Below are 26,511 nucleotides of genomic sequence, written 5' to 3'. Positions count from 1 at the left end.
CGCGGGGCGCGCACAGGGGGCCCACACCGTTCGGCGGGGCGCTCACCCGGGGATCAACCACGCCAGTCTACGACCGACGACGGCGGCCCCGCCCGTCCGGTGTCCGGGCGGCTTCCTAGGATGGGGGCATGAGACCGGCCCCCGCGCACGCCGCGACCCCCAGCGAGCCGCCCACTCACGCCGCGGACGGCGCCCCGAGCGACGCCGTGACCGCCCCGGGCGCCCCCGCCGGGCGTTCCGCTGACAGCGCACCGTCCGGGACCCTGCCCGCCCCCGGCGAGCGCGGCGGACGCTTCCAGCTCGCCGGCGGCCTCGCGGCGAACGGCCCCGGACGGGGGACCGGCTCCTGGGCCGGGCCCGTGGCGCTGACGGGGCTGCTGGTGGCTCTGGCCGCCGTCGTGGCCGTGCTGCAGAAGTCGCCGTGCCTGCTGCACGGCTGGGGCGCCCCGGACGTCTACTACGCGGGCTGCTATTCGGACTGGGCCGCGCTCTACGGCGGGCGCGGGTTCGCGGCGGACCCGTGGGCGCCGTTCCGGGCGGGCTCCACGTTCGAGTACCCCGTGCTGATGTCCGTCGTGGGCTCGGTGGCGGCCTGGATCACGCAGGCGCTGCCGTTCTCGCCGGAGCAGGGCACGGTGGTGTTCTGGCTCGTGAACCTCGGGTTCGTGGTGGTGCTGTGGGCCGTCGTCGCGGTGCTGACCGTCCGGATGGCGGGGCGTCGGTGGATGGACGGGCTCATGGTGGCCGTGGCCCCGGGGATCGTGCTGGCCGGCACCATCAACTGGGACCTGTGGGCCGTGGCCCTGCTGGCGTGCGGCATGTACGCGTGGTCGCGCGGCCGGTCCCTGACGGCGGGGGTGCTGTTCGGCCTCGGCGCGGCCATGAAGCTGTATCCGCTGCTGATCCTGGGGCCGCTGCTGATCCTGGCGGTGCGCTCGCGGCGGTGGCGGCCGTTCCTGCTCGCGGCCGGGGGCACGGTGGCGGCGTGGGCGGCGGTCAACGTGCCGCTCATGGTCGTGAACGTCCAGGCGTGGTCCGTGTTCTTCACCTTCTCCGGCGAGCGCGGGCCGGGCCTGTCCAGCGTGTGGCACGCGTGGGACGTGACCGCCGCGCAGGCCGGGTGGGCGTTCGTGCCGGAGGACTCCCTGACCCTGCTGGCCTACGGCACCTTCGCGGTGTGCTGCCTCGGGATCTTCGTGCTCGGCGTGCGGGTGCGGCACACCCCGCGGCTGGCCCAGCTGACGTTCCTGGTGGTGGCGGCGTTCGTGCTCACCAACAAGGTGTACTCACCGCAGTTCGTGGTCTGGCTGATCCCGCTCCTGGCGCTCGCCCTGCCGCGCTGGCGGGACTTCTGGGTGTGGCAGACGGTGGAGGCGCTGCACTTCTTCGCCGTGTGGATGTACCTGGCCAAGGGGGTGGCCGAGACCCCGCCGCAGCACTCCATGGACGACTCCGTCTACGTGGCCGCGATCCTCGCCCACATGCTCGCGCTGCTGTGGCTGTGCGGGCGCGTCGTGTGGGAGATGCTGCACCCGGCAGAAGACCTCGTGAAGCGCGACCACGGCGGCCACCCGGACACCGACCCGCTCGCCGGCGCGTACGCCGGCCCGGCCCGGGGGCGCTCAGACCGGCCGGCCGCGGTTCAGGCGTAGTCCCAGCGGTGGATCGGGCAGTCCGGGGACGACGGCGGCGCGGTCGTCCCCGCCGCGGCGGCGCCGCCCTCGCGGGGTGGCGGGCAGACGCACTGCGCCCCGGAGGCGGCCGTGGCCGCCTTCATCTGCTCGCGCCACATCACGTGGGGGTCGGTGGCCGGGTCCGCGGCCGCGCCGGGGTGCGCCGGACGCGCGGCGCCGTCGTCGTGGGCGGGGGCGCGGGCCGCGTCCCCGTCCCGGGTGAAGCCCATCCGCACGATGGCCCAGCCGCCCACGGTCCACGCCACCAGGAGGAAGACCCCCACGGCGACGGCGATCATGATGTCCACGGCGGGCTCCTCCTGCGCTGACGGGGCGGGCGATGCGGCGGGCCCGCTTGCGGGCCAGGGTAGTCGGACGGGGTGGTGGGGGCGGTACGGTCGGGGCATGACCCCCGTGACCCGTGACACCGCCGCCGAGCTGCCCGCCCACCTGCGGGACCTGGCCGAGTTCGTGACCGCCTCGCCCTCCAGCTACCACGCCGCGGAGGAGGTCGCACGCCGCCTGGAGGCCGTCGGCTTCACCCGTCTGGACGAGACGGCCGACTTCCCGTCGGCCCCGGGCGGCTACGTGGTGGTGCGCGACGGCGCGGCGGTGGCCTGGATCGTGCCGATGGGCGCCGGGGCGCTGGGCCGCCACGAGGGTGCTGAGGCGCGCGCGGCCGGGCCGGACGAGGCGGGGCCGAGCGCCGCCGTCGTGCCGGTGTTCCGCGTCCTCGGCGCGCACACGGACTCGCCCGGGTTCAAGCTCAAGCCGAACCCGGCCACCGTGACGGCCGACGGCTGGGTGCAGGCCGGCGTCGAGGTGTACGGGGGGCCGCTGCTGAACTCGTGGCTGGACCGCGAGCTGCGGTTCGCCGGCCGCCTCGCCCTCGACGACGGCACGCAGGTGCTCGCCGCGACCGGGCCCGTGGGGCGCATCCCGCAGCTGGCCATCCACCTGGACCGCGAGGTCAACGAGGGGCTGACGCTGAAGCGGCAGCGGCACACGAACCCCGTCGTGGGGGCGCTCGACCCGCGCGGCGAGGGCGCCGACGAGGCGGAGGCCGACGGTCTGGCCGCCCGCGTGCCCGGTGACGTGCTGACCGCGCTCGCGGCCGCCGCCGGTGTGGACCCGGCCGCGGTGCGCGGGCACGACGTCGTGGTGGCCGACGCCCAGGCGCCCGGACTCTTCGGGCTGGCGGGCGAGTTCTTCGCCTCGGGCCGGCTGGACAACCTGAGCTCGGTGCACGCGGGCCTCGTGGCGCTCGAGGAGCTGGCGCGCGAACACGGTGGCGCCGAGGGGGCGATCGCGTACGAGGGGACCGTCGCGGGCGGGGTGGCCGGTGAGGCGGCCGGCGCCCCGGTGATCCCGCTGCTCGCCGCGTTCGACCACGAGGAGCTGGGGTCGGCGTCGCGGTCCGGGGCGGCCGGCCCGCTGCTCGAGGAGGTCATGGGGCGCGTGCTCGAGGCGCTCGGCGTGGCCGGGCAGGGCCGGGCGCGGGCGATCGCGGGGTCCTGGCTGCTGTCCGCGGACGCCGGCCACCTGGTGCACCCGAACTACGCCGAGCGGCACGATCCCGTGAACCACCCGCGCGTGAACCACGGCCCGCTGCTGAAGATCAACGCCAACCAGCGCTACGCCACCGACGCGGGGGGAGAGGCCGCGTTCGCCCGTTGGTGCGGCGTGGCGGGGGTGCCGTTCCAGGAGTTCGTCTCCCACAACGACGTCCCCTGCGGCTCCACCATCGGCCCGATCTCGGCGACCCGCCTGGGCATCCGGACCGTGGACGTGGGCCTGGGCCTGCTGTCCATGCACTCGGCGCGCGAGATGTGCGGCGTGCGGGACGTGGAGCACCTGACGGCGGCCGTGCGGGAGTTCTTCCGCGGGGTGTGAGGCTGCGCGTGGGGGGCGCGAGCCAGAGATTTCTGCTCCTGGACGGGCGTGAGCCAGAGATTTCGGTCGTAGAAGCGGCCGGAAAACGACTGAATCATCTGGCTCGCGGACTCGACGCGCGGGAGGCGTCGGCGCGGGAGGCACCCGCGCGCGTGGACGCGGCGCCAGCGCCCCGCCAGCGCCCCTTCGTCGAACTGCTAGGATGGATCAGGTTGTCTGTGTGCCGCCGAAGAGCGCGGAGCATCACACGGACGACGAGCACAGAACCTCCTGCCGCGGAGAGACCGCGGCCGCAAGCCCAGAGGAGGTGGGTTCGCATGCGTGCTTATGAGCTGATGGTGCTGATCGACCCTGAGGTCGACGAGCGCACCGTGGAGCCGACCCTGAAGAAGTACCTCGAGGTCGTCACGAACGCCGGCGGCACCGTCGACAACATCGACGTGTGGGGTCGCCGCAAGACCGCCTACGAGATCCAGAAGAAGTCCGAGGCCATCTACGTGGTCGTCAACTTCCAGTCGGAGCCGGCCGCCACCCAGGAGCTGGACCGTCTGCTGAACCTCAACGAGACGATCCTGCGCACCAAGATCATCCGTCCGGAGGAGCAGAAGATCACCGCTGAGTGATCCTCGTACCGTGTCCGGAGGGTCTGAGAGCATCGGATCAGTCCCCGACGCCCCCACCGGAACCCCGCTGAGCAGTCCCGGATCCCCGGATCCGGTCACTGACCGGCAGAACCCCCGAAGACAGGAGTGACCATGGCAGGCGAGACCGTCATCACCGTGGTCGGCAACCTCACCGCCGACCCGGAGCTGCGCTTCACCCCGAACGGCGCGGCCGTCGCGAACTTCACCGTCGCGTCCACGCCCCGCACGTTCGACCGCCAGACCAACGAGTGGAAGGACGGCGAAGCGCTGTTCCTGCGCTGCTCGGTCTGGCGCGAGGCCGCGGAGAACGTGGCGGAGTCGCTGACCAAGGGCATGCGCGTGATCGTGCAGGGCCGCCTCAGGGCGCGCTCCTACGACGACCGGGACGGCAATCGTCGCACCAGCTGGGAGCTGGACGTGGACGAGGTCGGCCCGGCGCTGCGGTTCGCCACGGCCAAGGTCACCCGCGCCCAGCGCGGCGGTGGTGGCGGCGGTGGCTTCGGCGGCGGCCAGCAGGGGGGCGGCGTCGGCGGCGCCCCGGCCGGCGGCGGCTTCGGGGGGAACAACGACGGCGGCTTCGGCGGCGCCCAGCAGGGCGGCGGCTGGGGCGGCCAGCAGCAGGGCGGTGGCCAGGCCGCACCGCAGGACCCCTGGTCCGGCGGCGGTGGCGGCGGATGGGACACCCCGTCCTCCAACGAGCCCCCGTTCTGATCCTGCATTGACCGGGCGCGGCCCCCACGGCCGCGACGGACACGGAACACCACGGACCTCTCCGTCCGGGCGCATCTCGCCCGGAGGGCCGCCCCCCGGTGGCCCATCCCACCCGCGACCCGGCACCGCCGGGCCGCACTGCACACGGCCCCGTGCCCCGTACGGGACGCCGCGTGATCCCATCCCGCAGAACCGTTCTGCGGGCTCCAGAGAACTCTGAAGGAGCACCACGATGGCGAAGGCTGAACTCCGCAAGCCCAAACCGAAGTCCAACCCGCTCAAGGCCGCCAAGATCACCGAGATCGACTACAAGGACGTGGCCCTGCTGCGCAAGTTCATCTCCGACCGCGGGAAGATCCGTGCCCGTCGCGTGACCGGCGTGACCGTCCAGGAGCAGCGCAAGATCGCCCAGGCCGTCAAGAACGCCCGCGAGGTGGCCCTGCTGCCCTACGCCGGCGCCGGCCGCGGCTGATCGAGCGAGCGAAGGAAGGAACACCCAGATGGCAAAGCTCATCCTGACCCAGGAAGTGGCCGGTCTCGGCACCTCCGGTGACGTGGTCGAGGTCAAGAACGGGTACGCCCGCAACTACCTGCTCCCGCGCGGTTTCGCCACCGTGTGGACCAAGGGCGGGGAGAAGCAGGTCGAGTCCCTGCAGAAGGCCCGCGCGGCCCGCGCCACGGCGAGCCTGGAGGACGCGCAGGCCCAGGCCGCGCAGCTCCAGTCCGCCACCGTGAAGCTCGAGCGCACCGCTGGTGCGGAGGGCCGCCTGTTCGGCGCCGTCCAGACCGCCGACGTCGCCGAGGCGATCGAGGCCGCCGGCCTCGGCTCCGTGGACAAGCGCTCGATCACCCTGCCGGCGCACATCAAGTCCGTGGGCAACCACGAGGCCCAGGTCCGCCTGCACGAGGACGTCATCGCGACCGTCCAGCTGCAGGTCGTGGCCGCCAAGGCCAAGAAGTGATCATCCGCTTCTGAGCCCGTCGCGTACGCGACGCTCACCCGAGGCCCCGGTCCGCTCTTCACGAGCGGGCCGGGGCCTCGTGCCGTGGGGGAACATGGAGGTCATGCCCTCCGCCCCACCGTCCTCCGACCCCGCCGGCTCGACGGCGGCCCCGCGCCCGCCCCTGTGGACGCGCCCGTTCATCCTCGTCAGCGCCACCTACCTGTTCGTGGCGATGATCTTCTACACGCTCATGACCGCCATGGCGCTCTACGCCGTCACGTCCTTCGGCGCGTCGGACGCGGAGGCCGGCGTCGTGGTGGGGGCGTTCGTGCTGGGCGCGGTCCTCACCCGCATGACGACGACGCCCGCCACCTTCGCGTGGGGGCGGCGGCGGGTCCTGCTCGTCGCCTTGGCCTGCTACGTCCTCACGACGGCTGAAGCGCCCTGGGTTTCGTTCCGATCCAACTGAAGGAGAATCGGAACATGCCCAAGAAGTTCAGCCCCGAGCTGCGTGAGCGTGCCGTGCGGATGGTCCTCGAACGCCAAGCCGCTGAGGGTGGGCCTCGCGCGTACTCGATCCGGGCCATCGCCCCGCAGGTCGGCGTCGGCGAGGAGACTCTACGCATGTGGTGCAACCGCCACGGCCACGAGATCACCCAGGCACCGGCGGGAGAGGATCTGAAGCAGGAGAACAAGCGCCTCAAGCGCGAGCTTGCTGAAGCCCGGGGAGCGAACGAGATCCTCAAAGCCGCCTCGGCTTTTTTCGCAGCGGAGCTCGACCGCCCCACGACGAGATGATCGCGTTCATCAACGAACACCGTGATCAGTTCGGGGTCGAGGCCATCTGCCGTGTGCTCAACACGACGGAATGTGGGTTCATCACCTCCCGCGGCTATCGTGCCGCGAAGAGTCGGCCGGTGTCCGCTCGGGCTCTGCGCGATGCGATCCTCATCGAGGAGCTCAAGCGGATCCATGCGGAGAACTACAGCGTCTACGGGGTGCGCAAGATGCACCACGCGATGGCCCGGGCCGGCGGGGAGATCGGCCGGGACCAAGTAGCCCGCCTCATGCGTGCCGCCGGCCTGCAGGGAGTGCGGCCTGGCCGCAAGCCGATCACGACGAAGCCGGCAGGTGAGCCGGATGCTCGTCCTGACATGGTCGAGCGCCGCTTCGCCGCGGAGCGCCCGAACCAGCTGTGGGTCGCTGACATCACCTACGTCAGGATCCTGGGCGGGTTCTGCTACGTCGCGTTCATCACCGACGTCTACTCCCGGCGCATCGTCGGGTGGGCCGTCTCAGGCAGCCTGCACACGGTCGGGCTGCCGCTGCTGGCCCTGGAGCACGCCCTGTTGAGCACGGGAGCTAGCCGTAGCCGGCAGGGACTGATGCACCATTCGGACCGCGGCTCCCAGTACGTCTCTCTGGCGTATTCGGACGCGCTCATCACCGCTGGGGTGAGCGCCTCGGTGGGCACCGTGGGCGACTCCTACGACAACGCCCTAGCCGAGACCGTGAACGGGCTCTACAAGGCCGAGCTCATCCATGCCAAGCGGATCTGGGAGTCCGTCGAGGCGGTGGAGCTGGCCACGATGGGGTGGGTGCACTGGTGGAACACCACCCGCCTCCATGAAGCCCTCGGCTACCGCCCCCCAGCGGAGGTCGAGGCGGCTTACACTCACGATCAGGATTCAGCGCCCGTTGCGTCCTGACCCCGGAACGAAACCCAGGGCGCTTCAGGCGGCGTACCTCTGGGCGGACTCCCTTGCCGCACTGACCGCGGTACGCCTGCTCAACGGCATGTGCTTCGGCGCGGCCGGCACCGTGCTGGCCACGGCCGTGCAGCGGATCGTCCCGCCCGTGCGCCGCTCCGAGGGCACCGGCTGGTTCTCCACGTCGATGACGCTCGCGGGCGCCGTCGGGCCGATGGTGGCCCTGCAGCTGAGCACCACCCTCGGCTACGACGCCCTGTTCTGGGCGTGCATCGGCTTCACGGGCATGGCCCTGCTGATCGCCCTGTTCCTGCGCGTGCCCGAGCCGCCGCTGACGGGCCGGTTCCGGCTGCACCGGGCGGACGTGTTCTCCGCGGAGGTGGCGCCGGCGGCGGGCGTGGCCCTGGCCTCCGGGTTCATGTACGGCGGCATCCTCGCGTTCATGGCCACGTTCGCGCAGCAGCAGGGCTACCCGGCGATGGTGCCGAGCCTGTTCTTCCTGCTCTTCGCCGCGGGCACCATCGTGGGCCGCGCCGTCCTGGGCGTGCTGCACGACCGGCACGGGGACAACGCCGTCGTCTACCCGATCCTCGCGGGGATGGCGGTCTCCTACGCGGTGCTGGCGCTGTGGCGGGAGCCGGCGGGCATGCTCGTGGCCGGCGCCCTGCTGGGGCTGACCTACGGGCCCGTGGTGAGCGTGTTCCAGACCATCGCGATCAAGGTGGTCCGGCCCACCGAGATCGGCGTCGCCACGGGCACGTTCTTCCTGCTCCTGGACCTCGGCACCGGCCTCGGCCCCATGGTGCTCGGCGCGGTGGTGGCCGCCGTCGGGATCCCGGTGATGTACCTGCTCTCCGGCGGGGTCGGGGTGGCGCTGCTGCTCTACTACCGGCTCGTGCACGGCGGCCGGGCCATCGCCCGGCGCCCGCCCCCGGCCTGAACCGGGCGGCGCGCTCAGGCGGGCCCGTGCCGGCGCGCCTCCTCGACGGCGCTCGCGACGCCGCTGTGCCACGGCTCGCCGTGACCGGGCAGGACCGTGCCGGCCCCCGTCGCGGCGAGGGCGTCCAGCGAGCGCAGGGCGAGGCCGCTGTCGGCGGTCGCGGCCCCGGCGATGATGCGCGGGCCGCGGCGACCGGTGTAGGGGTCCAGGGTGACGAGGGCGTCGCCGGAGATGAGGACGTCCCGGTCGGGCAGGTGCAGGGCGCAGTGGCCGTGCGTGTGGCCCGGGCTCGGCACCACCACGGGGCGCCCGGGGACGGGCACCGTCTCCCCCGGGGTGAGCTCGGCCGTCGCCCTGACGCCCTTCACCGCGAGCACCCCGGCGGCCACCATCGAGCCCAGGATCGGCAGCGCGGCCGGGTGGCGGAGCGGGTAGAGCGCGCGCGGGTTCTCGTGCGCGTAGGAGTAGGGATGGGCGGCGAGGTAGTGCTCGGCGCGGTGGGCGTACACCGGGACCCCCAGCCGCTCCACGAGGCGACGCGCGGCACCGACATGGTCGAAGTGCGCGTGCGTGAGCACGAGGGCCTTGATGTCCTCCGGGCGACGCCCGAGCGCGCGCACGGCGTGCCCCAGCGGACGCCACACGGCGGGCAGGCCGGCGTCCACGAGGGTCAGCCCGTCCGTGTCCTCGATGAGATAGCAGTTCACGTTGGCGTGCTGCACGAGGTGGATGCCGGGGGCGACGGGACGGGCGGTCATGACGGAACCTCCAGGACGGTGAGCGGTCCGCACCGCCGGCCCGGCGAGGGCCTCGGCGGGCGGTTCGGACCCCCAGTGGAGCATCGGCGCGCGTGGCCGCGATAGGGCTCAGCGTCCCACGCCGCCCCGCGGCCCCGGTGAGCCCTGCGGCGGCCCCAGTGTCAGCGCGCGGGCGCGCCGGGGGCCGCCGTCGTCGTGGGGGTGCTCATGCGTCCCATCCCCCGATGTGCACGAGGGCATCGCCGCGGTGCACCAGGGGTGCCTCGGTGCGGCCGATGACCACGCCGGTCAGCTCGGCCTTCACGTGCGCGAGGCGGCGGCCGAACGAGTTGTAGAGCGCGCCGATCCGGTCCCCGGCGCTCACGCGTTCGCCGAGGGAGACGTCCAGGTGCACGAGGCCGTCCGCGCGGGCGCGCACCCACGTGGACTGCCACACCAGGTAGGGGGCGTCCTGCTCACCGTCGACGACGTCGGGGTGCACGGCGGCGGTGTCCTCGCCGGTGGCGTCGGTCGCCTCGGGCACGTCCGTGGTCCGCTCCTCGGGGACCTCGCCGGGCAGCGGACCGGGGGCGTCGACGACGGCGTCCGGCCCGGGCTCGGTGAGCCCGACGTCCGCGGGATCCACCATGTCCAGGGCGGCGAGCACACGCAGGACCCCGTCCACGCCGGGGGCGATCGCGTACTCGTCGAATCGCCAGGCCTCACCGGCCTCGTAGAGCAGCACGCGCGCGCCGGTCTCGCGGGCCGCGGCGCGCAGGGAGCCGTCCCGCAGGCGGGCATGGAAGAGCACGGGGGCGCCGAATGCCTCGGCGAGCGCGCGGGTCCGGGGGTCCTCCAGGTCGCACCGGATCTGCGGCAGGTTGGAGCGGCGGTCCGCGCCGGTGTGCAGGTCGATGCCCACGGTGCAGCGGCCGATCACCTCGGTCATCATCAGGTGCGCGATGCGCGAGGCCAGGGAGCCCCGGGCGGAGCCGGGGAAGGAGCGGTTCAGGTCGCGGCGGTCCGGCAGGTAGCGGTCCCCGGCCATCACGCCGAGCACGTTGACGATGGGCACGGCCAGCAGGGTGCCGCGCAGCTGCGTGGGCTGCAGGCGCTCCAGGACGCGGCGGACGATCTCGACGCCGGCCACCTCGTCCCCGTGGATCGCGGCGGAGACCCACACGGTGGGCCCGTCCTCGCGGCCGTGCAGCACGTGCACGGGCAGGGTGACGTCCGCGCCGGTGACGAGCTGGGAGATCGGCAGGGACAGCTCGTGGCGGCGGCCGGCCGGGATCTCGACCCCGCCGAACGCGAAGGGGGCGCGGGCGGGGCGAGGGCTCACGCGCGTCCCCGGTTCCGGCGGCGCACGCCGCGCGGCGGCTGCCCGCCCACGTACGAGGCGGCGGGGTCCACGAGGAGGCCGCCGGCGGCCAGCGCGGTGCGCCCCACGAGCATGCGGAAGCCCATCTCGTCCCGGTGGGTCAGGGTCACCTCCGCCTCGATCGTGCGGCCGGCCAAGGTCAGCGGCATCACGACGACGACGCGCTCCTGCGCCTCGCCGTTCGAGGAGCGGACCGTGCGCAGGTCGGCCACCGGCAGCTCGGCCGTCCGCGCGTCCGCCGCCGAGGTCTGCCACGGGTGCACCTCGAACCGGACCCAGGCGGCGCCGTCGCGGGTGAACCGCTCGATGCCGAAGGCGTGGAGCGCCGAGGTGCGGGCGCCGGTGTCGATCTTGGCCTTGATCCAGGGGGTGTGGGCGGCAGGCAGGCCGACCCATTCGCGCCAGCCCACCAGCCCCGGGCGAGCGGCGCCGTCGTCGGTGGGGGGCACGCCGTGGGGGGCCGGGGCCGTGTGCTTAGATTCAGACACGCCCCTCATCCTCCCAGGAAAGCGGTCATGAAGCTCGCCATCCTCTCCCGTTCCCTGCGCGCCTACTCGACGCAGCGCCTCAAGACCGCGGCGCTCGAGCGCGGCCACCAGGTGAAGGTCCTGGACACCCTGCGCTTCGGCATCGACCTCAGCTCGGACGAGCCCGATCTGATGTTCCGCGGCCGCCCCCTGTCCGGCTACGACGCCGTGCTGCCGCGCATCGGCAACTCGGTGACCTACTTCGGCACCGCCGTGGTGCGCCAGTTCGAGCAGATGGACGTCTACACGCCCAACACGGCCGCCGGGATCATGAACTCGCGGGACAAGCTGCGGGCCACACAGATCCTCTCCCGCCACGAGATCGACATGCCCGCCACCGTGTTCGTGCGCAACCGCGGCGAGGTGTCCACGGCGATCGACATGGTGGGCGGGGCGCCCGTGGTGATCAAGCTGCTTGAGGGCACCCAGGGCATCGGCGTGATCCTGGCGCCGACCAAGAAGGTGGCCGAGGCGATCATCGAGACGCTGCACGGCACCAACCAGCAGGTGCTCATCCAGCGGTTCGTGGAGGAGTCCAAGGGCACGGACATCCGCGCGCTCGTGGTGGGGGACCGCGTGGTGGCCGCGATGCGCCGCCGGGCCCAGGGGGACGAGTTCCGCTCCAACGTGCACCGCGGCGGCACCGTGGAGCGCGTCGAGCTCTCGCCCGAGTACGCGGAGACCGCCGTGCGGGCGGCCCACATCATGGGCCTGCGGGTGGCCGGCGTGGACATGCTCGAGGGCGAGCACGGCCCGCTGGTCATGGAGGTGAACTCCTCGCCGGGGCTGCAGGGCATCGAGGCCGCCACGGACCTGGACGTGGCCGGCGCGATCATCGACTACGTGGCGGACCAGGCCGGCTTCCCGGACATCGACGTGCGCCAGCGCCTGGCCGTGTCCACCGGGTACGGGGTCGGTGAGATCACCGTGCACGCCGGCTCCGGCTGGGTGGGCCAGTCCATCGAGGACTCCGGGCTGCTCGCGAAGGACCTGCAGGTGCTCACCCTGCACCGCGGCACCTGCGTGTTCCCCAACCCCGCGGACACCAAGGTCCTCGAGGAGGGCGACCGGCTGCTCTGCTTCGGCAAGACCGAGAACATGCGCGCCCTCATCCCCGCCCGCGCCCGCCGCCCCAAGCGCGTGCGGAAGCTGCCGGCCACCCCGATCCTCGCGTCCGTCGCCGAGGAGGCCCCGGCGCCCGAGGCGCCCGCCGACGACGCCTGAGCCCGGGCGCGGGGCTCAGCGGGCCGGGGCGAACGCGCCGATGCCCGTGAGGTGCCGGCCGAGCGTCAGCTGGTGGACCTCGTCCGTGCCCTCGTAGGTGCGCACGGACTCGAGGTTGTTCGCGTGCCGCAGCGGCGAGTGCTCCAGGGTGATGCCGTTGCCGCCGAGCATCTCGCGGGCCTCCCGCGCGATGCCGATGGCCACGCGGCAGTTGTCCAGCTTGCCGGCGGAGATCATGGCGGGGGTGAGCGGGCCGGCGTCCTTGGCGCGGCCGATCTGGTGCGCCAGCAGGTAGCCCTTGCCGATGGCCACGGCCATGTCCGCGAGCTTGGCCTGCGTCAGCTGGTGGGAGGCCAGCGGCACCCCGAACTGCTGCCGCTGCATCGCATAGTCGAGGACGGCGTCGAAGGAGTCGCGGGCGGCGCCCATCGCGCCCCAGATGATCCCGTAGCGGGCCTCGTTGAGGCACTGGAAGGGGCCCTTGAGCCCGACGGCGGAGTCGGCCGGCAGCATCGCCGAGGCGGGCAGGCGCACGCCGTCGAGGTGGATCTCGCACTGCACCGAGGCCCGCATGGACAGCTTCTGGGTGATCGCCTCCGCGCGGAAGCCGGGGGTGTCCGTGGGGACCACGAAACCGCGCACCCCGCGCCCGTCGCCGGGCTCACCGGTCTGCGCCCAGATGATCGCGACGTCGGCCAGCGTGGCCAGCCCGATCCACCGCTTGACCCCGTCGAGCACCCAGTCGCCGCCGGGCTCCTGGCGGGCCGTCGTCGTCATGGAGGCCGGGTCCGAGCCGGCGCCCGGCTCGGTGAGGCCGAAGCAGCCGACCGCCTCGCCGATGGTCATGCGCGGCAGCCACTGCGCCTTCTGCTCCTCGGAGCCGTGCTTGTGGATCGCGCCCATCGCGAGCGAGCCCTGCACGGAGACGAAGGTGCGCAGGCCGGAGTCGCCGGCCTCGAGCTCCTGGGCGGCGAGGCCGTACTCCACCGCCGAGCGGCCGGGCATGCCGTGGCCCTCGTAGGGCATGCCGAGCACGCCGAGGCGGCCCAGCTCGGGGACGATCTCGCGCGGGAACACGGCGTCGTCGTACCAGCGGGCGATGTGCGGGCGGATGTGCTCGTCCACGAAACCGCGCACCTTCAGTGCGACGGCCTTCTCCTCGGCGGAGAACAGGGAGTCCAGGCCGACGACGTCGGCGCGGCCGAGGAACGAGTCGGCTTCGGCGTGGAACGGGGTGGTCATGGCGGGGGTCCTCTCTGCGGGGTGGTCAGCGGGCGTCGAGCCAGGTGTTGACGGCCGCCGTGTCCGCACCGAGCGCGGGGGGCGCGTGACGCGGGTGCGCCACGGGCGGGTCCCACTGCACCGGGTGGCGGAACTGCCGGCCGGCGGGGGCGCCGGAGCGGTCCTGGACCTCGACGGTCGGCTCGAGGCCGAGGGACTCGGCCAGCTCGACGCCCTCGGCGACGGTGGACACGAGGCCGACCGGGAGCCGCTCGGCCTGCAGCACGTCCCGCCAGTGGGCCGCCGTCTCGGCCGAGAGCGCGTCCTCCAGGGCGGTGCGCAGCTCCTCGCGGTGCTCGACCCGGTCCGTGTTCGTGGTGAAGCGCGGGTCCTCGGCGAGCTCGGGGACGCCGAGGGCCGCGGCGAAGGTGCGGAACTGCGCGTCGTTGCCGATGGCGACGGCGAGCGGCGCGTCCCGACACGCCAGCAGCTGGTAGGGGGCGATCGAGGGGTGGTCGTTGCCCATCCGCCGCGGGACGACGCCGGCGCCGAGCCAGGCCTGGCCCTGGTTGGCGAGCGCCCCCTGCAGCGAGGAGAGCAGGTTCAGCCGCAGGTGCGCGCCCTCCCCGGTGCGCTCGCGGCGCAGCAGGGCGGCGAGCACGCCGGCGGTGAGGTCCTTGGCCGTGAGCACGTCCACCAGGGCGACGCCCGCCTTCATCGGGGCGTCCGGTTCGCCGGTGATGCTCATGAGCCCGCCCGCGGCCTGGACGATGAAGTCGTAGCCGGGCAGGTCCCGGCCCTCGCGGTCGCCGAAGCCGGAGACGGCGGCGTAGACCACGGACGGGTTCTCCCGCGCGACGTCGTCGTAGCCCAGGCCGAGGCGCTCCATGGTGCCGGGCTTGAGGTTGTGGACCACGACGTCGGCCCGGGCGGCCAGGGCGGCGGCCCGCCGCTGGTCCTCGGGGTCCTTCAGGTCCCAGCCGACCGACTCCTTGTTGCGGTTCGCGGACTCGAAGTAGGTGGCGCCCGTCACCGAGCGGGGCGGGGCCCAGCCGCGGGTGTCGTCGCCGCGCTCGGGGTGCTCCACCTTGATGACGCGCGCCCCGAGGTCCGCCAGCGTCATGGTGGCGAGCGGGCCGGCGAGGACGCGGGAGAAGTCGGCGACGAGAACGCCGTCGAGGGGGAGCGAGGCCGGGGAGGGGGCGGTGGTGGCCGGGGGCACGGCGGACTCCTCACTGTGGCGGACGACACGACGACGGGTTCCACCCAAGCACCGTGCTCGCGTTCCGTCCAATGACTCTGGGGCGGGTCACTGACGTGCGTGAGTCATCGGTGCCGGGCGGTCCGGGGCGGCCGGGAGAGGTGGGCACGGGGAGGACCCGGGGCCGTGCGCAGACGCTGTCAACTTCGCCGTCCCCAGATCGGGGCACCTTGTCCACAGGAGTTGTCCACAGATGTGGAGGGTGTGGACGACGGTGTGGATAGGCGTGTACCAGGCGGTGTGATGAGGGTGCAAACGAGGGTGCTGTCAAGTTGGATTGACGGGGCCGAAAGGGGGGTGGAGAATCTTCCTCCACAGCTCTGGGGATCGCATCGTCCCAGGTCAGAGCGGGATTATGGGAGCGGTCGAGCGGTTGTCCCCAGCGCGGTCCCCAGGCGATCCACACGACACGCCGCCGAATCCACACGTTATCCACAAGGCCTGTGGGAAACGCGGTTGCCCAGCCTCCACGGCGCGCGTAGTGTCGCGTGGTATCCCCAACGCGAGGGCGGGTATTGGCCGCAGGTGACCACTGACAGGCGCGCATCCGCTCGGACCGTCGCCCCGGGGACCGTCGCACCGTCCGCCTGCAGGAGGATGCGGCGGCACGGGCGGTGACAACAGAGGAATCAGGGCCGGGAAGACCGGCGAGGGCCGCCGTCGTGCGGGCTGTGGGAAGGGAGTCTCCGGACGTTGACTGAGAACTACGGAGACTCGGGCTCCTACGACGGCGGCCGTTCCTCTGAACGCTTCCTGCCGCCCCAGGACCTGGAGGCGGAGCGGTCGGTGCTGGGCGGCATGATGCTCTCCAAGGACGCAATCGCGGACGTGGTGGAGCTGTTGCGCGGCCACGACTTCTACCGGCCCAGCCACGAGATGATCTACGAGGCGATCATCGACCTCTACGGCCGCGGTGAGCCCGCGGACGCCGTCACCGTGGCGGACCTGCTGAACAAGCGCCAGGAGCTGAGCCGTGTGGGCGGCCCCGCCGTGCTGCACGAGCTCATCCAGTCCGTGCCCACCGCCGCCAACGCGAGCTTCTACGCGGAGATCGTGGCGGAGAAGGCCGTCCTGCGCCGCCTCGTGACCGCGGGCACCAAGATCACCCAGCTGGGGTATCAGGGAGACGGCGAGGTCGAGGAGATCGTCAACGAGGCGCAGTCCGAGATCTACAAGGTGGCGGAGAACCGCCAGTCCGAGGACTACGTGCGCCTCGCGGAGATCATGGAGCACGCCGTCGACGAGATCGAGGCGGCCGGCAACCAGGGGGAGGGCCTGACGGGCGTCCCCACCGACTTCTACGACTTCGACGAGCTGACGCAGGGCCTGCACGGCGGCCAGATGATCGTGATCGCGGCGCGCCCCGCCGTCGGCAAGTCCACGCTCGCGCTGGACTTCGCGCGGGCCGCGGCCATCCACCACAACATGGCCACCGTGTTCTTCAGCCTCGAGATGGGCAAGAACGAGATCGCCATGAGGCTCTTGAGCGCCGAGGCGACGATCGCGCTGCAGGACCTGCGCAAGGGCACCATCCGGGACGACCAGTGGTCCAAGATCGCCGCGACCGTGGGGCGGCTGAACGAGGCGCCGTTCTTCATCGACGACTCCCCGAACATGACCATGATGGAGATCCGCGCCAAGTGCCGGCGGCTCAAGCAGAAGAACAACCTCAAGATGGTGGTGCTGGACTACCTGCAGCTCATGAGCTCGGGCAAGAAGGTCGAGTCCCGTCAGCAGGAGGTCGCCGAGTTCTCGCGTGCCTTGAAGCTGCTGGCCAAGGAGCTCGACGTGCCGGTGATCGCGTTGAGCCAGTTGAACCGTGGGTCTGAGCAGAGGACGGACAAGCGGCCGCAGGTGTCTGACCTGCGCGAGTCCGGGTCGATCGAGCAGGACGCGGACATGGTAATCCTGCTGCACCGCGAGGACGTGTACGACAAGGAGTCCCCGCGCGCCGGCGAGGCCGACCTGATCGTGGCCAAGCACCGCAACGGGCCCACGAAGACGATTGTGGTGGGGTTCCAGGGGCATTACAGTCGCTTCAGCAACCTCGCACAGGATGGCGGGGGTTCGGGCGGGTTCTAGGAGGAGCTGGGTGGAGATCGAAAAGTTCGACAACGAGTCGAGTGAGAAGGCTATTGATTATAGCCACCATGAGCACGGATACCTGATCCCCGACCCCAGGAGCCTTGATAGCAGGCGACTCAAGCTTCAGGCACGGCACATCCGACGTCAGCTTGACGCGCTTGAGGCATCCGCCAAGGTGGGCTATGATCTGACGCTTGCTTTCGTTACCAGCTCTTTTACAAGCGGCCTCTTCGCGTTGCTTTCTGGTTTTTTCCTTCCTGCTGGTCAGCAGGCCATCTGGGCCATCGGTGTCATTCTCCTCCTGGCAGCTATTTTCGGGGGGGTCGCTCTTGGGAACCGAAAAGAGTTTAAGGATCGTAAGAAGGCTGAATACCTAAGAAAGGTTCTGGCTGACTACGAAGACGAGATTGAGGACAGGGATAATCGCGGTAGCATGTGACCCGTGATTACCGGAGCGCTCAAGAACCAGGTCGACCGCGTCTGGGACGCCTTCTGGACGGGCGGCATCAGCAACCCGCTGGAGGTGATCGAGCAGATCACCTACCTGCTCTTCCTCCGTCGCCTGGACGAGAGGCAGGCGCAGGCTGAGGCCAAGGCGCGGCGCACGAGCCAGCCGGTGGAGAACCCGGTCTTCGGCCCTGAGCAGCAGCATCTGCGCTGGCAGCAGCTGAAGAACGAGTCCGCGGAGACGATGTTCTCCCGCATGGACCGGGAGGTGTTCCCGTTCCTGCGGCAGCTGGGCCAGCAGGTGGGCGGTGAGGACTCCACGTACGCGCATCACATGCGGGATGCCCGGTTCACCATCCCGAACGCACGCATGCTCTCCACTGCGGTGGATCTGATCGACCAGCTGCCGATGGGCAACCGAGACACCACCGGTGACCTCTACGAGTACCTGCTCTCGAAGATCGCCTCGGCGGGCGTCAACGGCCAGTTCCGCACGCCGCGGCACATCATCGACCTCATGGTTCAGATGACGGCACCCACCCCGGATGACGTCATCGTGGACCCGGCCTGTGGCACGGCGGGCTTCCTCGTGGGTGCGGCGGAGCACCTCCGGGAGACGCACCCGGACATGTTCTACAACGCGCATGCTCGCCTGCACTTCAACCGGCGGATGTTCCACGGGTACGACTTCGACAGCACCATGCTGCGCATCGCGAGCATGAACATGCTGATGCACGGGGTGGAGGCCCCGGACATCGCGTACCGGGACTCCCTGGCGCAGGGGGCCAGCGACGACGACGCTGGCAAGTACAGCTTGATCCTCGCCAATCCCCCGTTCGCCGGCTCGCTGGATGCCGCGGGAGTGAGCGCGGATCTGCAGCGTGTGGTGAAGACGAAGAAGACGGAGCTGCTGTTCCTGGCCCTGTTCCTGCGGCTGTTGAAGCCGGGGGGCCGTGCGGCGGTGATCGTCCCGGACGGGGTGTTGTTCGGCTCCACGAAGGCCCATAAGGACCTGCGGAGGATGCTGGTCGAGGACCAGCGCCTGGAGGCTGTGGTGAAGCTCCCCTCGGGCGTGTTCAAGCCGTATGCGGGGGTCTCGACGGCGATCCTCTTCTTCCAGCGCACGGATTCCGGGGGCACGGACGACGTGTGGTTCTACGACGTCCGTGCGGACGGGTTCAGCCTGGACGACAAGCGGAACCCGACCGAGGCGAACGACCTGCCGGATGTGCTGCAGCGCTGGCAGGACTTGGCAGGTGAGAAGGACCGGCCGCGGACCGCGCAGTCCTTCCTGGTGCCCAAGGCGGACATCGTGGAGCAGGGGTACGACCTCTCGATCAATCGGTACAAGGAGATCGAGGTCGAGGAGGTCGAGCACCGGGACCCGCTGGAGATCCTCGCGGACCTCGAGAAGCTCGACGCGGAGATCGCCGCGGGGACCGCCGAGCTGAAGGCGATGCTGCAGTGAAGACGGTGGGAGATCTGCTCTTTGAAATTTCGGAACGCCCCGGGGGTCATGAGGAAATTCCGGTTCTTACTCTGACGGAGAAGAGGGGGTTCGTTCTTCAGGGTGAGCGTTTCAGCAAAAGGCTTGCGACAGAGGACACCTCAAGATATAAGCTTATCCAGCCTGGGACTTTTGCATTTAATCCATACTTGCTGTGGGCTGGCGCTCTCGCAATGAATGACCTAGGTTTCAGTGGGGTGGCGAGCCCCCTCTATCCGACATTTAGGGTGCGAGAGGGGCTGGATGAATCCTATGTCTACAGGATTCTCTCTGCTCCAGGGATGGTGGCGAGGTATGATTCAGTTGCATTTGGCAGTGTGCCGAGGAGGCGTCGCACATCGGTAAAAGATTTTGTGAGTCTCCACGTTCCCGAACTGCCGTCACTCGATGAGCAGCGGCGCATCGCGGCGATCCTGGACCGGGCCGATGCGCGGCGGTCGCGTCGCCGTGCGCAATTGCGAGGGCTGAATCTGTTCATACATGCGGTATTCCAGGATTTCTCCCGACAGGCTCCGGGGGAACTGGTGCCAGCTTCTGAAGCATGGTTGTCTCTTCGCAATGGGCAGTCACCCGACCGAGGGGGACTGCATGAAGAAGATGTTCTCACGCTCTCATCGGTTACTCAATCTCGATTTGATCCAAGGCTTATCAAGCGTGGGGCATTTAGAGAGGTTCCCTCAGGGGCGAAACGTGTCCATCTTGATGATTTTCTCCTGGCGCGTGGGAATGGAAATAAAAATCTTGTCGGCGTGGGGGTATTTTCTGGGAAATCTGGCGAGGGGATTGTTTTTCCGGATACGGTGATCGCTGCCGAGCTGGATACTTCGAGAGTGGATCCTCGATTTTTCGAGGCGGCGTGGGGTCAACCCTTTGTTCGTCGGCAGATCCTTTCTGCGGCCCGGACGACCAATGGAACATTCAAGGTCAATCAGAAGGCGCTCGGTCAGGTCATGATTCCTATCCCACCCGTCTCCGTCCAGCGCGAGTTCGCCGCCGTCGTCGCGAAGATCGACGCGCAACGGGAGCGGATCGAGCGGGCGCTGGCCCTCGAGGACGAGCTGTTCGCGTCCCTGCAGTACCGGGCATTCCGCGGCGAGCTGTGAACCCGGCAGGATAGAGCCCAGCCGCAGCGTGGCGGCGTGCACCGAAGGAGGAGCCGATGGCAAGCAACATGGACTGGGTGGCGCAGGCGCTCCCCGCCGTCCATCGGGATGCCGCCCAGGCCGAGGCCTACCTCACCACGGACCCGCGCGCCGCCGCCTTCTACGCCCGACGCTCCGTCGAGCGGATCGTGGAGTTCCTCTACGCCACCCGTGGCCTGGACGACCCCTACAGCACCGACCTCGCCGGCCGCATCAACGCCCCCGCCTTCAGCACGCTTGCCGGGCGGGGCATCGTGGACAAGCTGAACTTCCTCCGCAAGGCGGGGAACAACGCCGTCCACAAGGACCTCGCCCTGGACTCCCGGGCTGCCCTGACGATCCTCCGTGAGCTCTTCCACGTGCTCGTCTGGACGGCCTTCCACCACGGCCCCCACCCCGAGGCCGTCCCCACCAAGGCGCAGTTCGACCCCGCACGGGCCCCGCGCCAGGCAGCCATGCCCGTCGAACAGCTCGACGCGGTCATCGCCCGGCTCAAGGCCCAGGACGAGGCCAACGCCCGCCTTCGCGAGGAGAGCGAGCAGCAGGCCGCTGCCTACGAAGCGGAGATCGCCGCCCTGCGGGAGCAGATCGCCGCCGCCCAGGCAGCCGCGGCTGCCAGTGAGCTCACCGACCTCCACGCCTACGACTACGCCGAGGCCGAGACCCGCACCCTCTACATCGACCTGCTCCTCCACGAAGCCGGGTGGCCCCTCGACCAGGACCGCGACCGCGAATACCCCGTCACCGGACTGCCCACCCAGGGCGGCACCGGCCGGGTGGACTACGTCCTCTGGGGTGCCGACGGCCTTCCCCTTGCCGTCCTCGAGGCCAAGCGCACCACCCGTAGCCCCCACGAAGGCCAGGAGCAGGCCCGCCGCTACGCGGACGCCCTCGAAGCGCAGTACGGCCGCCGTCCGCTGATCTTCTACAGCAACGGCTACGAGCACTGGCTCTGGGATGACGCCGCCTTCGGCCCCGCTGGGGGCTACCCACCCCGTGAGATCGAGGGGTTCCTCACGGCAGACGAACTCGAGCGGCTCATCCAGCGCCGCACCGCTCGCCAGGACCTCGCCACCGTGCTTCCCAAAACCGAGATCGCCGGGCGCCCCTACCAGCTCGAGGCGATCCGCGCCGTCGGCGAGGCCTTCACCGCCCGCCAACGCGACGCCCTGCTCGTCATGGCCACCGGAACCGGCAAGACCCGCACCGCCATCGCCCTCGTCGACCAGCTGCTGCGTGCCAAGTGGGTCAAGCGCGTCCTCGTCCTCGCCGACCGCACCGCCCTGGTGAAACAGGCCGCCGAGAACTTCACGAGGCACCTGCCGCACGAGACCGTCGTCAACCTGCTCAATGACAGGACCGCCGAAGGGCGTATCTACGCCGCCACCTACCCCACCATGCTCAACCTGCTCCAGCGCGACGGGCAGGACGGACCCCGCCGCTTCGGCGCGGGGCACTTCGACCTCGTGATCATCGACGAGGCCCACCGCTCCGTCTACCAGAAGTACGGGGCCATCTTCGACTGGTTCGACTCCCTCCTGATCGGCCTCACCGCCACCCCCAAGGACGAGGTGGACCGCAACACCTACCGCCTCTTCCACCTCGAAGACGGCGTCCCCACCTTCGCCTTCGACCTCGCCGAGGCCGTGGAGCAGGGCTACCTGGTGCCGCCGGAGGGGGTGTCTGCCGGGACCGAGTTCCTCCGCCGGGGCATCCGCTACGACGACCTCTCCGAGGAGGAGAAGGCCGAGTGGGATGCCCTCGACTGGGGCGAGGACGGACCTCCGGAGAACGTGGACTCCCAGGAGATCAACGCCTTCCTCTTCAACGACGACACCGTGGACAAGGTGCTCGAGCTGCTCATGGAGCGCGGGCAGAAGGTGGCCGATGGAGACCGGCTGGGGAAGACGATCGTCTTCGCCAAGAACCAGCGGCACGCCGAGTTCATCGAGCGCCGGTTCAACGAGCGCTTCCCCGAACTGGGCGGCGGCTTCGCCCGCGTGATCACCAGCAAGACCGCCTACAGCGGCGCCCTGTTGGACGACTTCTCCGACCCGGACAAGATGCCCCAGATGGCCATCAGCGTGGACATGCTCGACACCGGCGTGGACATCCCCGACGTGGTCAACCTCGTGCTGTTCAAGGTGGTCCACTCCAAGACTAAGTTCTGGCAGATGCTCGGCCGCGGCACCCGCCTGCGCCCTGACCTCTTCGGTCCTGGGCGGGACAAGACCTCCTTCACCGTCATCGACGTCGGCGGAAATCTCGAGTACTTCAACCAGGACCTTCCCGAACGGGAAGCATCCCAGCCGAAACCCCTCACCCAGCAGATCTTCGAGACGCGGGCCGCCGTCGTCGCGGCTCTGGATGCACAGACCGAACCGGGGAGCGAACGGGAGGCGACAGCCGACGCCGTGCGCCGCAGTCACGCCGACTGGCTGCACTCCTATGTGGCGGCCATGCCCGGGCAGAACCTCCTGGTGCGCAAGCACCGGCGTCAGGTGGAGCGCTGGTCCGACGCCGCAGCCTGGGGGCGCGTGAGCGCCGAGGACGTCCAGGAACTCGCCGAGCACGTGGCAGGACTGCCCTCCGCGGTGCGCGACCCCGACGAGGCCGCCAAACGCTTCGATCTACTCACCCTGCGCTGGCAGCTCGCCGACCTGGACCAGGACCTCACCACGGCCGAACGGTGCCGAACGGCGATCCAGGACATCGCCGGGGCTGTGTTGAGCCAGGTGCGCATCCCCGCTGTGAAGCAGAAGGAGGACCTGCTGTCCCGCGTGGCCGAAGACCTCTGGTGGGAGGACGCGGGGCTCGCAGACGTCGAGGCCCTGCGCGAGGGTCTGCGTGACCTCGTGGCATTGCTGCCCCGGCGAACCTCGTCCCCCGTCTACACCGACTTCGTGGACACCCTCCTGGACTCCAGTGAAGTGGTGATCGTGCCGTCCAGGCCCGGCATGGACTGGGAGCGCTACCGGCGGAAGGCGAGGGCCTTCCTGCAGGGCGAGCGGGACACCCTGGCTCTGCGGAAGCTTCGCGGCAATCAGCCCTTGACGGAGGCGGACCTGGACGAGCTCGGCCGCATGCTGGTGGAGGCAGGCGGGTCGGAGCGTCCCGAACTGGACTGGGTCCGCGACCAGGCCGGGGACGAACTCGGTGTGTTCATCCGAGGCCTGGTCGGCCTGGACCGCAGCGCCGCCGAGGAGGCCTTGGCAGGCTTCCTGGATGAGGGGCGGTGGAACGCTGACCAGATCCACTTCACTCGCATGCTCGTGGACGACCTGGTCCGCAACGGTGTGGTGTCTCCTGGGCGCCTCTACGAGGACCCCTATCTGGCGATGGGTGGGGTGGACGCCGTGTATCCCGGCGAGGCGGCCGACGCCGTGGTGGCCGTGTTGGCCGACGTCCGGCGGCGGGCCGAGGTGGAAAACGGCACCGGGGCGCCGTCGAAGGCAGGAAGCGCGGCGTAGCGGGTGACTACTTCCGGAGGGCCCGCTGAGCGATCTGTGGCAGAAGCTGGCCGACCTGCCTAAGACCGTCTGGGCCAGCGATGGCAGTAACTGCGACGACGCCGGCTGTGCCTATGGCAAGGCCCGCAATAGTTACGGCCGCGTTCATTCCCCCATGCGTCAGGCCGGCGAGAAAGCGCCGGTTCTCTTCATCTTTGGCGTTGGCGCGCTCAATGAGGTCGTCCACCATGGCCATCAGATGGTCGCGGTCCTCCCGCGTGAGGTCCGGCTTGTCGAGCTCCCTTTCGATGACCTCCATCTTCTTCCTGAGAAGCCAGTCGTGTGTCTGACGGCTCTGCTCATTCGTCTCCAGCGTCTTGATGGACGCTGCCCGCACGGCGTCCAGGGCCTCGCGCACAGTGGCAGGGAAGTCGAGGGCATTCTCGAGGCGAATCCGCCACTCCCGAGGGTCGAGGTGTCCCTGAGGCCTGTCGTCGCCGGAGGTGTCCTCCGGCTGCTCGCCGTCCGTTCGCGTCATGGTCCAAGCATGCCGCAGGGCTCGGCGCGTGGGTACCAGCTGTGGCACCTGCTCAGCAACGGGCTGAAGGGACGAGTGTCAGGATGCGCGGCCTACACTCGGCCTCCTACATGGTGCCAGTCAGACCTGAGGTCCCCCCGTGTGGCAGTGGCAAGCTGCGGGGCCTCGGACATGGATCGCTCACATTCGAGGCGTCAAGGCCATCTGTCGCCGTGGTCACGTCGGGTGGTCTACCCCCGCCGGGACTGGGGGCTCTCAACGTCGAATTCCTCCGCCAGGCGAGCAAGCGTGAACTCCTGGCGGAGCTTGCAGGCGCTGTTCTGGTTGGCGAACATGCCCTTCTCCCAGTAGGCCTCCGAGGCGGGCCTGGTGTCGATCCACCGCACGGGGAGCACCCATTCGGTGTTGTCGTCACTAGCTTCGGAGGCGTGGCGGTACTCGCCCTTCAGGGGGAGAGCATCAAGTGCTTGCTCGCCCTCGGCTGTGGGCAGGATGGCCTCGTCGAAGCGCATCGCGGGCCCCGTCGTCTTCCCGACACCCACGTAGCCCGTCTGCGGGATGTGGACCCAGATGCGGGCGCCCACAGGGACGTTGCGCAGGGTCCGTGTGTAGAATCGCCCGCCGCCAGCAGAGACGAAGCCGTAGCGGCGGGCGTCCTCCCATTCGCGGTCGTAGACCACGTACCAGTCGACCCCGTTCCATGCTGCCTTTTTCGCGCGGTCCGTGGCGGCGGTGGACGCAGCGGTCGTCTCGTCGGAGCTGACGAGCCACGAACGGGCGAGGTACCGGCGATCCTCGTCCTCGAGATAGGAGAAGAAGACGGCGTTGATGGGGACCCCGAAGGTGCGCAGGTAGGCCACGATCCGTTCGGAGCTGCTGTCCAGGGTGGCGGCCACGATGGTCAGGCGCTGCTCGCCGTTGAGCTCGTCCGGAAGGCTCGAACCGAAGGTCTCGTCGAAGGCGGTCTCCAGGTCCGTGCCGAGGTGACGCCGTGCGATGTCCCGGATCTCCTCTCGCGGGAGCTGGGAGGTCCACGAGGCGTAGTCGAGGATCTGGGCCACCACTGCTCGGGGAGTGCGGTCGCGCTTCAGCTCGAGGACGTGGAGATTGCCCTCCCCGTCCATCGCGAGGATGTCGATGCGGGTGCCGTAGGGCGTGGGAACCTCGCGTCCGATCACCAGCAGCGGCTCACCAAGGAGCGTGGGGTCCTTGACGAGGAACCGCTGGAGCTCGGCCTCCGAAGGCATGCGGGCCTGGTCCAGCGGACGGGGTGCACCGTGCTGGTCCATGCGCCACATCTTCATCTCGACGGGCATGGTGGTTACTCCTCAGTCCGCTGCATGGAATCGAATTTCATCCAATCACGAGCCGGGGCGAGCCGCTCGGTCGTTTCCGGCCGTGGCCCACTCGTCCAGCACGTCCCCGATGTGCGCGAACGCCGCGTCGGCGAGGGCCCAGCTGTGGGCTCGAGAGAACATCGCCCGTCCCTTCCGCAGCTGCGAGAGAGCCAGCTTGCGTGCGGCGAGGAGCACTGCGGGGTGGCCGAGGAGAACGCCGATGTCCTCCCACCCGTGAACGGCGGTGGTCCACACCGGGCCAGTCGTGCGATAAGCGGTCTGAAAGAAGAGGGGGCGGAGTTCGTCGTCGATCTCCAAGGAGTCGTGGACGTTCAGAACCATGGTCTGCTCCCACTCGCCGTCCTCGGTCCGGGCCTCGTAGAGGTACAGCATCTCCACCTTCTGGATGCTCAGGGTCGCGAACCGGCGGTGGCTCCGCGCACGGTTCGTGGAGGGCCACGCGCTGAGCACCCATCCGCGCCCTTCCGTCTCCGTGGGGAGGGGGATCACGTAGTACAGGTAGCCGGCGATCGAGTCGACGGCCTCCGCGAGATGCGGGTGCTCCCGGACCGGTTCAGGGAGGCGCCCTCTGTCCGTGCGTCGTCGGGCGCGGGCCTCAACGATCCGCTGCGGGGCGATCTCCCGCTCCACGTTCATGGGATCATCCCCGATCCACGCGGCCTGTTCCTCCTGGGTGACGATGAAGTCGAGGGGGGAGTCTCCGAATGGCTGGGCGAGCAGCGTGCGGTTGCGAAGGCGGACGTCTGCGCGTCGCTTCTCCGTGATCATGGCCTGTTCGACCCGATCCAACTCCTCCGGAGGCACCGGGGTGAAGTTCACGGCCACGATGTCCTGCCACCGCCGGCGGTGGCTCGCGAACCGGGTGGCGGGATGGATGCTTTGGCCCACGTACTGATCCCCGTTCGAGAACTCGAGGACGTAGATCCCAGGGCCGACCCCGTCTTCGAAGATCAGCGAAGGTGCCAGCCCTGCTGGGGTCTCCCAGCGGCGGAACGGCAACGGGGCGGAGACCATGGGGCCATGATGCCGTGCTGTGGCGAGCGGGGCACCCCGAGCACAGCTGTGGGCCGCTAACGCGTCCGGCTGTTCGCCACCATGGAGCCATGACGTACGAACTGAC

24 protein-coding genes and 1 other annotated feature are annotated in these 26,511 nt (G+C 70.2%); of the genes, 15 read left to right on the top strand and 9 right to left on the bottom strand.

Annotated features, from left to right (window positions below; all coding sequences use genetic code 11):
• Window positions 1-128: 128 nt before the first annotated feature.
• On the top strand, window positions 129-1,652 hold the full coding sequence (locus tag ACFI33_RS03475; protein ID WP_127445923.1) for a glycosyltransferase family 87 protein: 1,524 nt from the start codon (window positions 129-131) through the stop codon (window positions 1,650-1,652).
• Here ACFI33_RS03475 and ACFI33_RS03470 read toward each other — a convergent pair.
• Window positions 1,643-1,972 (bottom strand): hypothetical protein, encoded by a 330-nt coding sequence (locus ACFI33_RS03470; RefSeq protein WP_462623769.1) that lies wholly within the window; start codon window positions 1,970-1,972, stop codon window positions 1,643-1,645. The genes ACFI33_RS03475 and ACFI33_RS03470 overlap by 10 nt on opposite strands.
• Window positions 1,973-2,078: 106 nt before the next feature.
• On the opposite strand from ACFI33_RS03470, the gene ACFI33_RS03465 reads away from it, so the two are divergent.
• The 8 genes from ACFI33_RS03465 to ACFI33_RS03430 all read left to right on the top strand — a co-directional run bounded on the left by ACFI33_RS03465 (window position 2,079) and on the right by ACFI33_RS03430 (window position 8,514).
• Window positions 2,079-3,566 carry a M18 family aminopeptidase gene (locus ACFI33_RS03465; RefSeq protein WP_363932707.1) on the top strand — a complete coding sequence of 496 codons (1,488 nt, stop codon included), beginning with the start codon at window positions 2,079-2,081 and terminating at the stop codon, window positions 3,564-3,566.
• A 317-nt stretch (window positions 3,567-3,883) separates the two neighbouring features.
• Complete coding sequence (gene rpsF / locus ACFI33_RS03460) at window positions 3,884-4,189, top strand: 30S ribosomal protein S6 (RefSeq protein WP_002857790.1); 306 nt, start codon at window positions 3,884-3,886, stop codon at window positions 4,187-4,189.
• 132 nt (window positions 4,190-4,321) lie between these two features.
• Window positions 4,322-4,921 carry a single-stranded DNA-binding protein gene (locus ACFI33_RS03455; RefSeq protein WP_036338481.1) on the top strand — a complete coding sequence of 200 codons (600 nt, stop codon included), beginning with the start codon at window positions 4,322-4,324 and terminating at the stop codon, window positions 4,919-4,921.
• Window positions 4,922-5,153: 232 nt separating this feature from the next.
• Window positions 5,154-5,393 (top strand): 30S ribosomal protein S18, encoded by a 240-nt coding sequence (gene rpsR, locus ACFI33_RS03450; RefSeq protein WP_002857788.1) that lies wholly within the window; start codon window positions 5,154-5,156, stop codon window positions 5,391-5,393.
• Between the two features lie 28 nt (window positions 5,394-5,421).
• Complete coding sequence (gene rplI, locus ACFI33_RS03445) at window positions 5,422-5,883, top strand: 50S ribosomal protein L9 (protein WP_127435426.1); 462 nt, start codon at window positions 5,422-5,424, stop codon at window positions 5,881-5,883.
• A 103-nt stretch (window positions 5,884-5,986) separates the two neighbouring features.
• The gene (locus tag ACFI33_RS03440) at window positions 5,987-6,334 is read left to right on the top strand and encodes an MFS transporter (RefSeq protein ID WP_238692792.1); all 348 of its coding nucleotides are present in this window, start codon (window positions 5,987-5,989) and stop codon (window positions 6,332-6,334) included.
• Between the two features lie 14 nt (window positions 6,335-6,348).
• A protein-coding gene (locus ACFI33_RS03435) for an IS3 family transposase (RefSeq protein ID WP_127435427.1) occupies window positions 6,349-7,574 on the top strand; the annotation gives its coding sequence in 2 pieces (ribosomal slippage) (window positions 6,349-6,622 and window positions 6,622-7,574; 1,227 coding nt in all).
• Window positions 6,621-6,754, top strand: a sequence feature (AL1L pseudoknot). It overlaps the preceding gene by 134 nt.
• Window positions 7,564-8,514: an MFS transporter gene (locus ACFI33_RS03430; RefSeq protein ID WP_238692793.1), complete on the top strand. Its 951-nt coding sequence runs from the start codon at window positions 7,564-7,566 to the stop codon at window positions 8,512-8,514. The genes ACFI33_RS03435 and ACFI33_RS03430 overlap by 11 nt, the downstream gene beginning before the upstream one ends.
• A gap of 14 nt (window positions 8,515-8,528) precedes the next feature.
• Here the strand turns inward: ACFI33_RS03430 and ACFI33_RS03425 are convergent, their stop codons facing one another.
• From ACFI33_RS03425 to ACFI33_RS03415, 3 genes are all read right to left on the bottom strand, one after another.
• A complete protein-coding gene (locus ACFI33_RS03425) occupies window positions 8,529-9,272 on the bottom strand; it encodes an MBL fold metallo-hydrolase (protein WP_462623765.1) in 744 nt (247 codons plus the stop codon).
• A 205-nt stretch (window positions 9,273-9,477) separates the two neighbouring features.
• Window positions 9,478-10,593, bottom strand: coding sequence for a succinylglutamate desuccinylase/aspartoacylase family protein (locus ACFI33_RS03420; protein ID WP_127445768.1), 1,116 nt, complete (start codon window positions 10,591-10,593; stop codon window positions 9,478-9,480).
• Window positions 10,590-11,120, bottom strand: coding sequence for an ATP-dependent zinc protease family protein (locus tag ACFI33_RS03415; protein ID WP_036314387.1), 531 nt, complete (start codon window positions 11,118-11,120; stop codon window positions 10,590-10,592). The genes ACFI33_RS03420 and ACFI33_RS03415 overlap by 4 nt, the downstream gene beginning before the upstream one ends.
• A 27-nt stretch (window positions 11,121-11,147) precedes the next feature.
• Between ACFI33_RS03415 and rimK the strand changes: the two genes are divergently transcribed.
• On the top strand, window positions 11,148-12,383 hold the full coding sequence (rimK, locus tag ACFI33_RS03410) for a 30S ribosomal protein S6--L-glutamate ligase (protein ID WP_123243984.1): 1,236 nt from the start codon (window positions 11,148-11,150) through the stop codon (window positions 12,381-12,383).
• Window positions 12,384-12,398: 15 nt separating this feature from the next.
• Here rimK and ACFI33_RS03405 read toward each other — a convergent pair whose 3' ends face one another.
• Together ACFI33_RS03405 and ACFI33_RS03400 are read right to left on the bottom strand one after the other, a co-directional pair.
• Window positions 12,399-13,625 (bottom strand): acyl-CoA dehydrogenase family protein, encoded by a 1,227-nt coding sequence (locus tag ACFI33_RS03405; RefSeq protein WP_127434985.1) that lies wholly within the window; start codon window positions 13,623-13,625, stop codon window positions 12,399-12,401.
• 25 nt (window positions 13,626-13,650) lie between these two features.
• On the bottom strand, window positions 13,651-14,826 hold the full coding sequence (locus ACFI33_RS03400) for a CaiB/BaiF CoA transferase family protein (protein WP_127434986.1): 1,176 nt from the start codon (window positions 14,824-14,826) through the stop codon (window positions 13,651-13,653).
• A gap of 732 nt (window positions 14,827-15,558) precedes the next feature.
• Between ACFI33_RS03400 and dnaB the strand changes: the two genes are divergently transcribed.
• The 5 genes from dnaB to ACFI33_RS03375 are packed head-to-tail and all read left to right on the top strand — an operon-like array spanning window position 15,559 to window position 23,516.
• Window positions 15,559-16,947: a replicative DNA helicase gene (gene dnaB, locus ACFI33_RS03395; protein WP_010079804.1), complete on the top strand. Its 1,389-nt coding sequence runs from the start codon at window positions 15,559-15,561 to the stop codon at window positions 16,945-16,947.
• A 10-nt stretch (window positions 16,948-16,957) separates the two neighbouring features.
• A complete protein-coding gene (locus ACFI33_RS03390) occupies window positions 16,958-17,389 on the top strand; it encodes an ABC transporter permease (protein WP_127434987.1) in 432 nt (143 codons plus the stop codon).
• Window positions 17,390-17,392: 3 nt separating this feature from the next.
• A complete protein-coding gene (locus ACFI33_RS03385; protein ID WP_127434988.1) occupies window positions 17,393-18,865 on the top strand; it encodes a type I restriction-modification system subunit M in 1,473 nt (490 codons plus the stop codon).
• Window positions 18,862-20,007: a restriction endonuclease subunit S domain-containing protein gene (locus tag ACFI33_RS03380; protein ID WP_127445767.1), complete on the top strand. Its 1,146-nt coding sequence runs from the start codon at window positions 18,862-18,864 to the stop codon at window positions 20,005-20,007. The genes ACFI33_RS03385 and ACFI33_RS03380 overlap by 4 nt, the downstream gene beginning before the upstream one ends.
• Before the next feature lie 56 nt (window positions 20,008-20,063).
• Window positions 20,064-23,516 carry a DEAD/DEAH box helicase family protein gene (locus ACFI33_RS03375; protein WP_238692746.1) on the top strand — a complete coding sequence of 1,151 codons (3,453 nt, stop codon included), beginning with the start codon at window positions 20,064-20,066 and terminating at the stop codon, window positions 23,514-23,516.
• Window positions 23,517-23,523: 7 nt separating this feature from the next.
• On the opposite strand, the gene ACFI33_RS03370 is transcribed toward ACFI33_RS03375, so the two are convergent.
• The 3 genes from ACFI33_RS03370 to ACFI33_RS03360 all read right to left on the bottom strand — a co-directional run bounded on the left by ACFI33_RS03370 (window position 23,524) and on the right by ACFI33_RS03360 (window position 26,405).
• Window positions 23,524-24,033, bottom strand: coding sequence for a hypothetical protein (locus ACFI33_RS03370; protein ID WP_036338511.1), 510 nt, complete (start codon window positions 24,031-24,033; stop codon window positions 23,524-23,526).
• Between the two features lie 230 nt (window positions 24,034-24,263).
• Window positions 24,264-25,349 carry an endonuclease NucS domain-containing protein gene (locus ACFI33_RS03365; protein WP_127434990.1) on the bottom strand — a complete coding sequence of 362 codons (1,086 nt, stop codon included), beginning with the start codon at window positions 25,347-25,349 and terminating at the stop codon, window positions 24,264-24,266.
• Window positions 25,350-25,394: 45 nt separating this feature from the next.
• Complete coding sequence (locus ACFI33_RS03360; RefSeq protein WP_052001142.1) at window positions 25,395-26,405, bottom strand: GIY-YIG nuclease family protein; 1,011 nt, start codon at window positions 26,403-26,405, stop codon at window positions 25,395-25,397.
• Window positions 26,406-26,511 lie beyond the last annotated feature (106 nt).

The sequence above is a fragment of the Micrococcus sp. PSi08 genome, from assembly GCF_054960655.1.
The sequence above is the reverse complement of the archived record's forward strand: the minus strand, read 5'-3'. Positions and strand labels throughout refer to the sequence as shown.

Coding starts and splice junctions, on each gene's coding strand:
- rpsF (WP_002857790.1), top strand. CDS start 3,884: ATGCGTGCTTATGAGCTGATGGTGCTGATCGACCCTGAGGTCGACGAG.
- ACFI33_RS03360 (WP_052001142.1), bottom strand. CDS start 26,405: ATGGTCTCCGCCCCGTTGCCGTTCCGCCGCTGGGAGACCCCAGCAGGG.
- ACFI33_RS03405 (WP_127434985.1), bottom strand. CDS start 13,625: ATGACCACCCCGTTCCACGCCGAAGCCGACTCGTTCCTCGGCCGCGCC.
- rpsR (WP_002857788.1), top strand. CDS start 5,154: ATGGCGAAGGCTGAACTCCGCAAGCCCAAACCGAAGTCCAACCCGCTC.
- ACFI33_RS03365 (WP_127434990.1), bottom strand. CDS start 25,349: ATGCCCGTCGAGATGAAGATGTGGCGCATGGACCAGCACGGTGCACCC.
- ACFI33_RS03475 (WP_127445923.1), top strand. CDS start 129: ATGAGACCGGCCCCCGCGCACGCCGCGACCCCCAGCGAGCCGCCCACT.
- ACFI33_RS03425 (WP_462623765.1), bottom strand. CDS start 9,272: ATGACCGCCCGTCCCGTCGCCCCCGGCATCCACCTCGTGCAGCACGCC.
- rimK (WP_123243984.1), top strand. CDS start 11,148: ATGAAGCTCGCCATCCTCTCCCGTTCCCTGCGCGCCTACTCGACGCAG.
- ACFI33_RS03375 (WP_238692746.1), top strand. CDS start 20,064: ATGGCAAGCAACATGGACTGGGTGGCGCAGGCGCTCCCCGCCGTCCAT.
- ACFI33_RS03470 (WP_462623769.1), bottom strand. CDS start 1,972: ATGATCGCCGTCGCCGTGGGGGTCTTCCTCCTGGTGGCGTGGACCGTG.
- ACFI33_RS03370 (WP_036338511.1), bottom strand. CDS start 24,033: ATGACGCGAACGGACGGCGAGCAGCCGGAGGACACCTCCGGCGACGAC.
- ACFI33_RS03440 (WP_238692792.1), top strand. CDS start 5,987: ATGCCCTCCGCCCCACCGTCCTCCGACCCCGCCGGCTCGACGGCGGCC.
- ACFI33_RS03455 (WP_036338481.1), top strand. CDS start 4,322: ATGGCAGGCGAGACCGTCATCACCGTGGTCGGCAACCTCACCGCCGAC.
- rplI (WP_127435426.1), top strand. CDS start 5,422: ATGGCAAAGCTCATCCTGACCCAGGAAGTGGCCGGTCTCGGCACCTCC.
- ACFI33_RS03465 (WP_363932707.1), top strand. CDS start 2,079: ATGACCCCCGTGACCCGTGACACCGCCGCCGAGCTGCCCGCCCACCTG.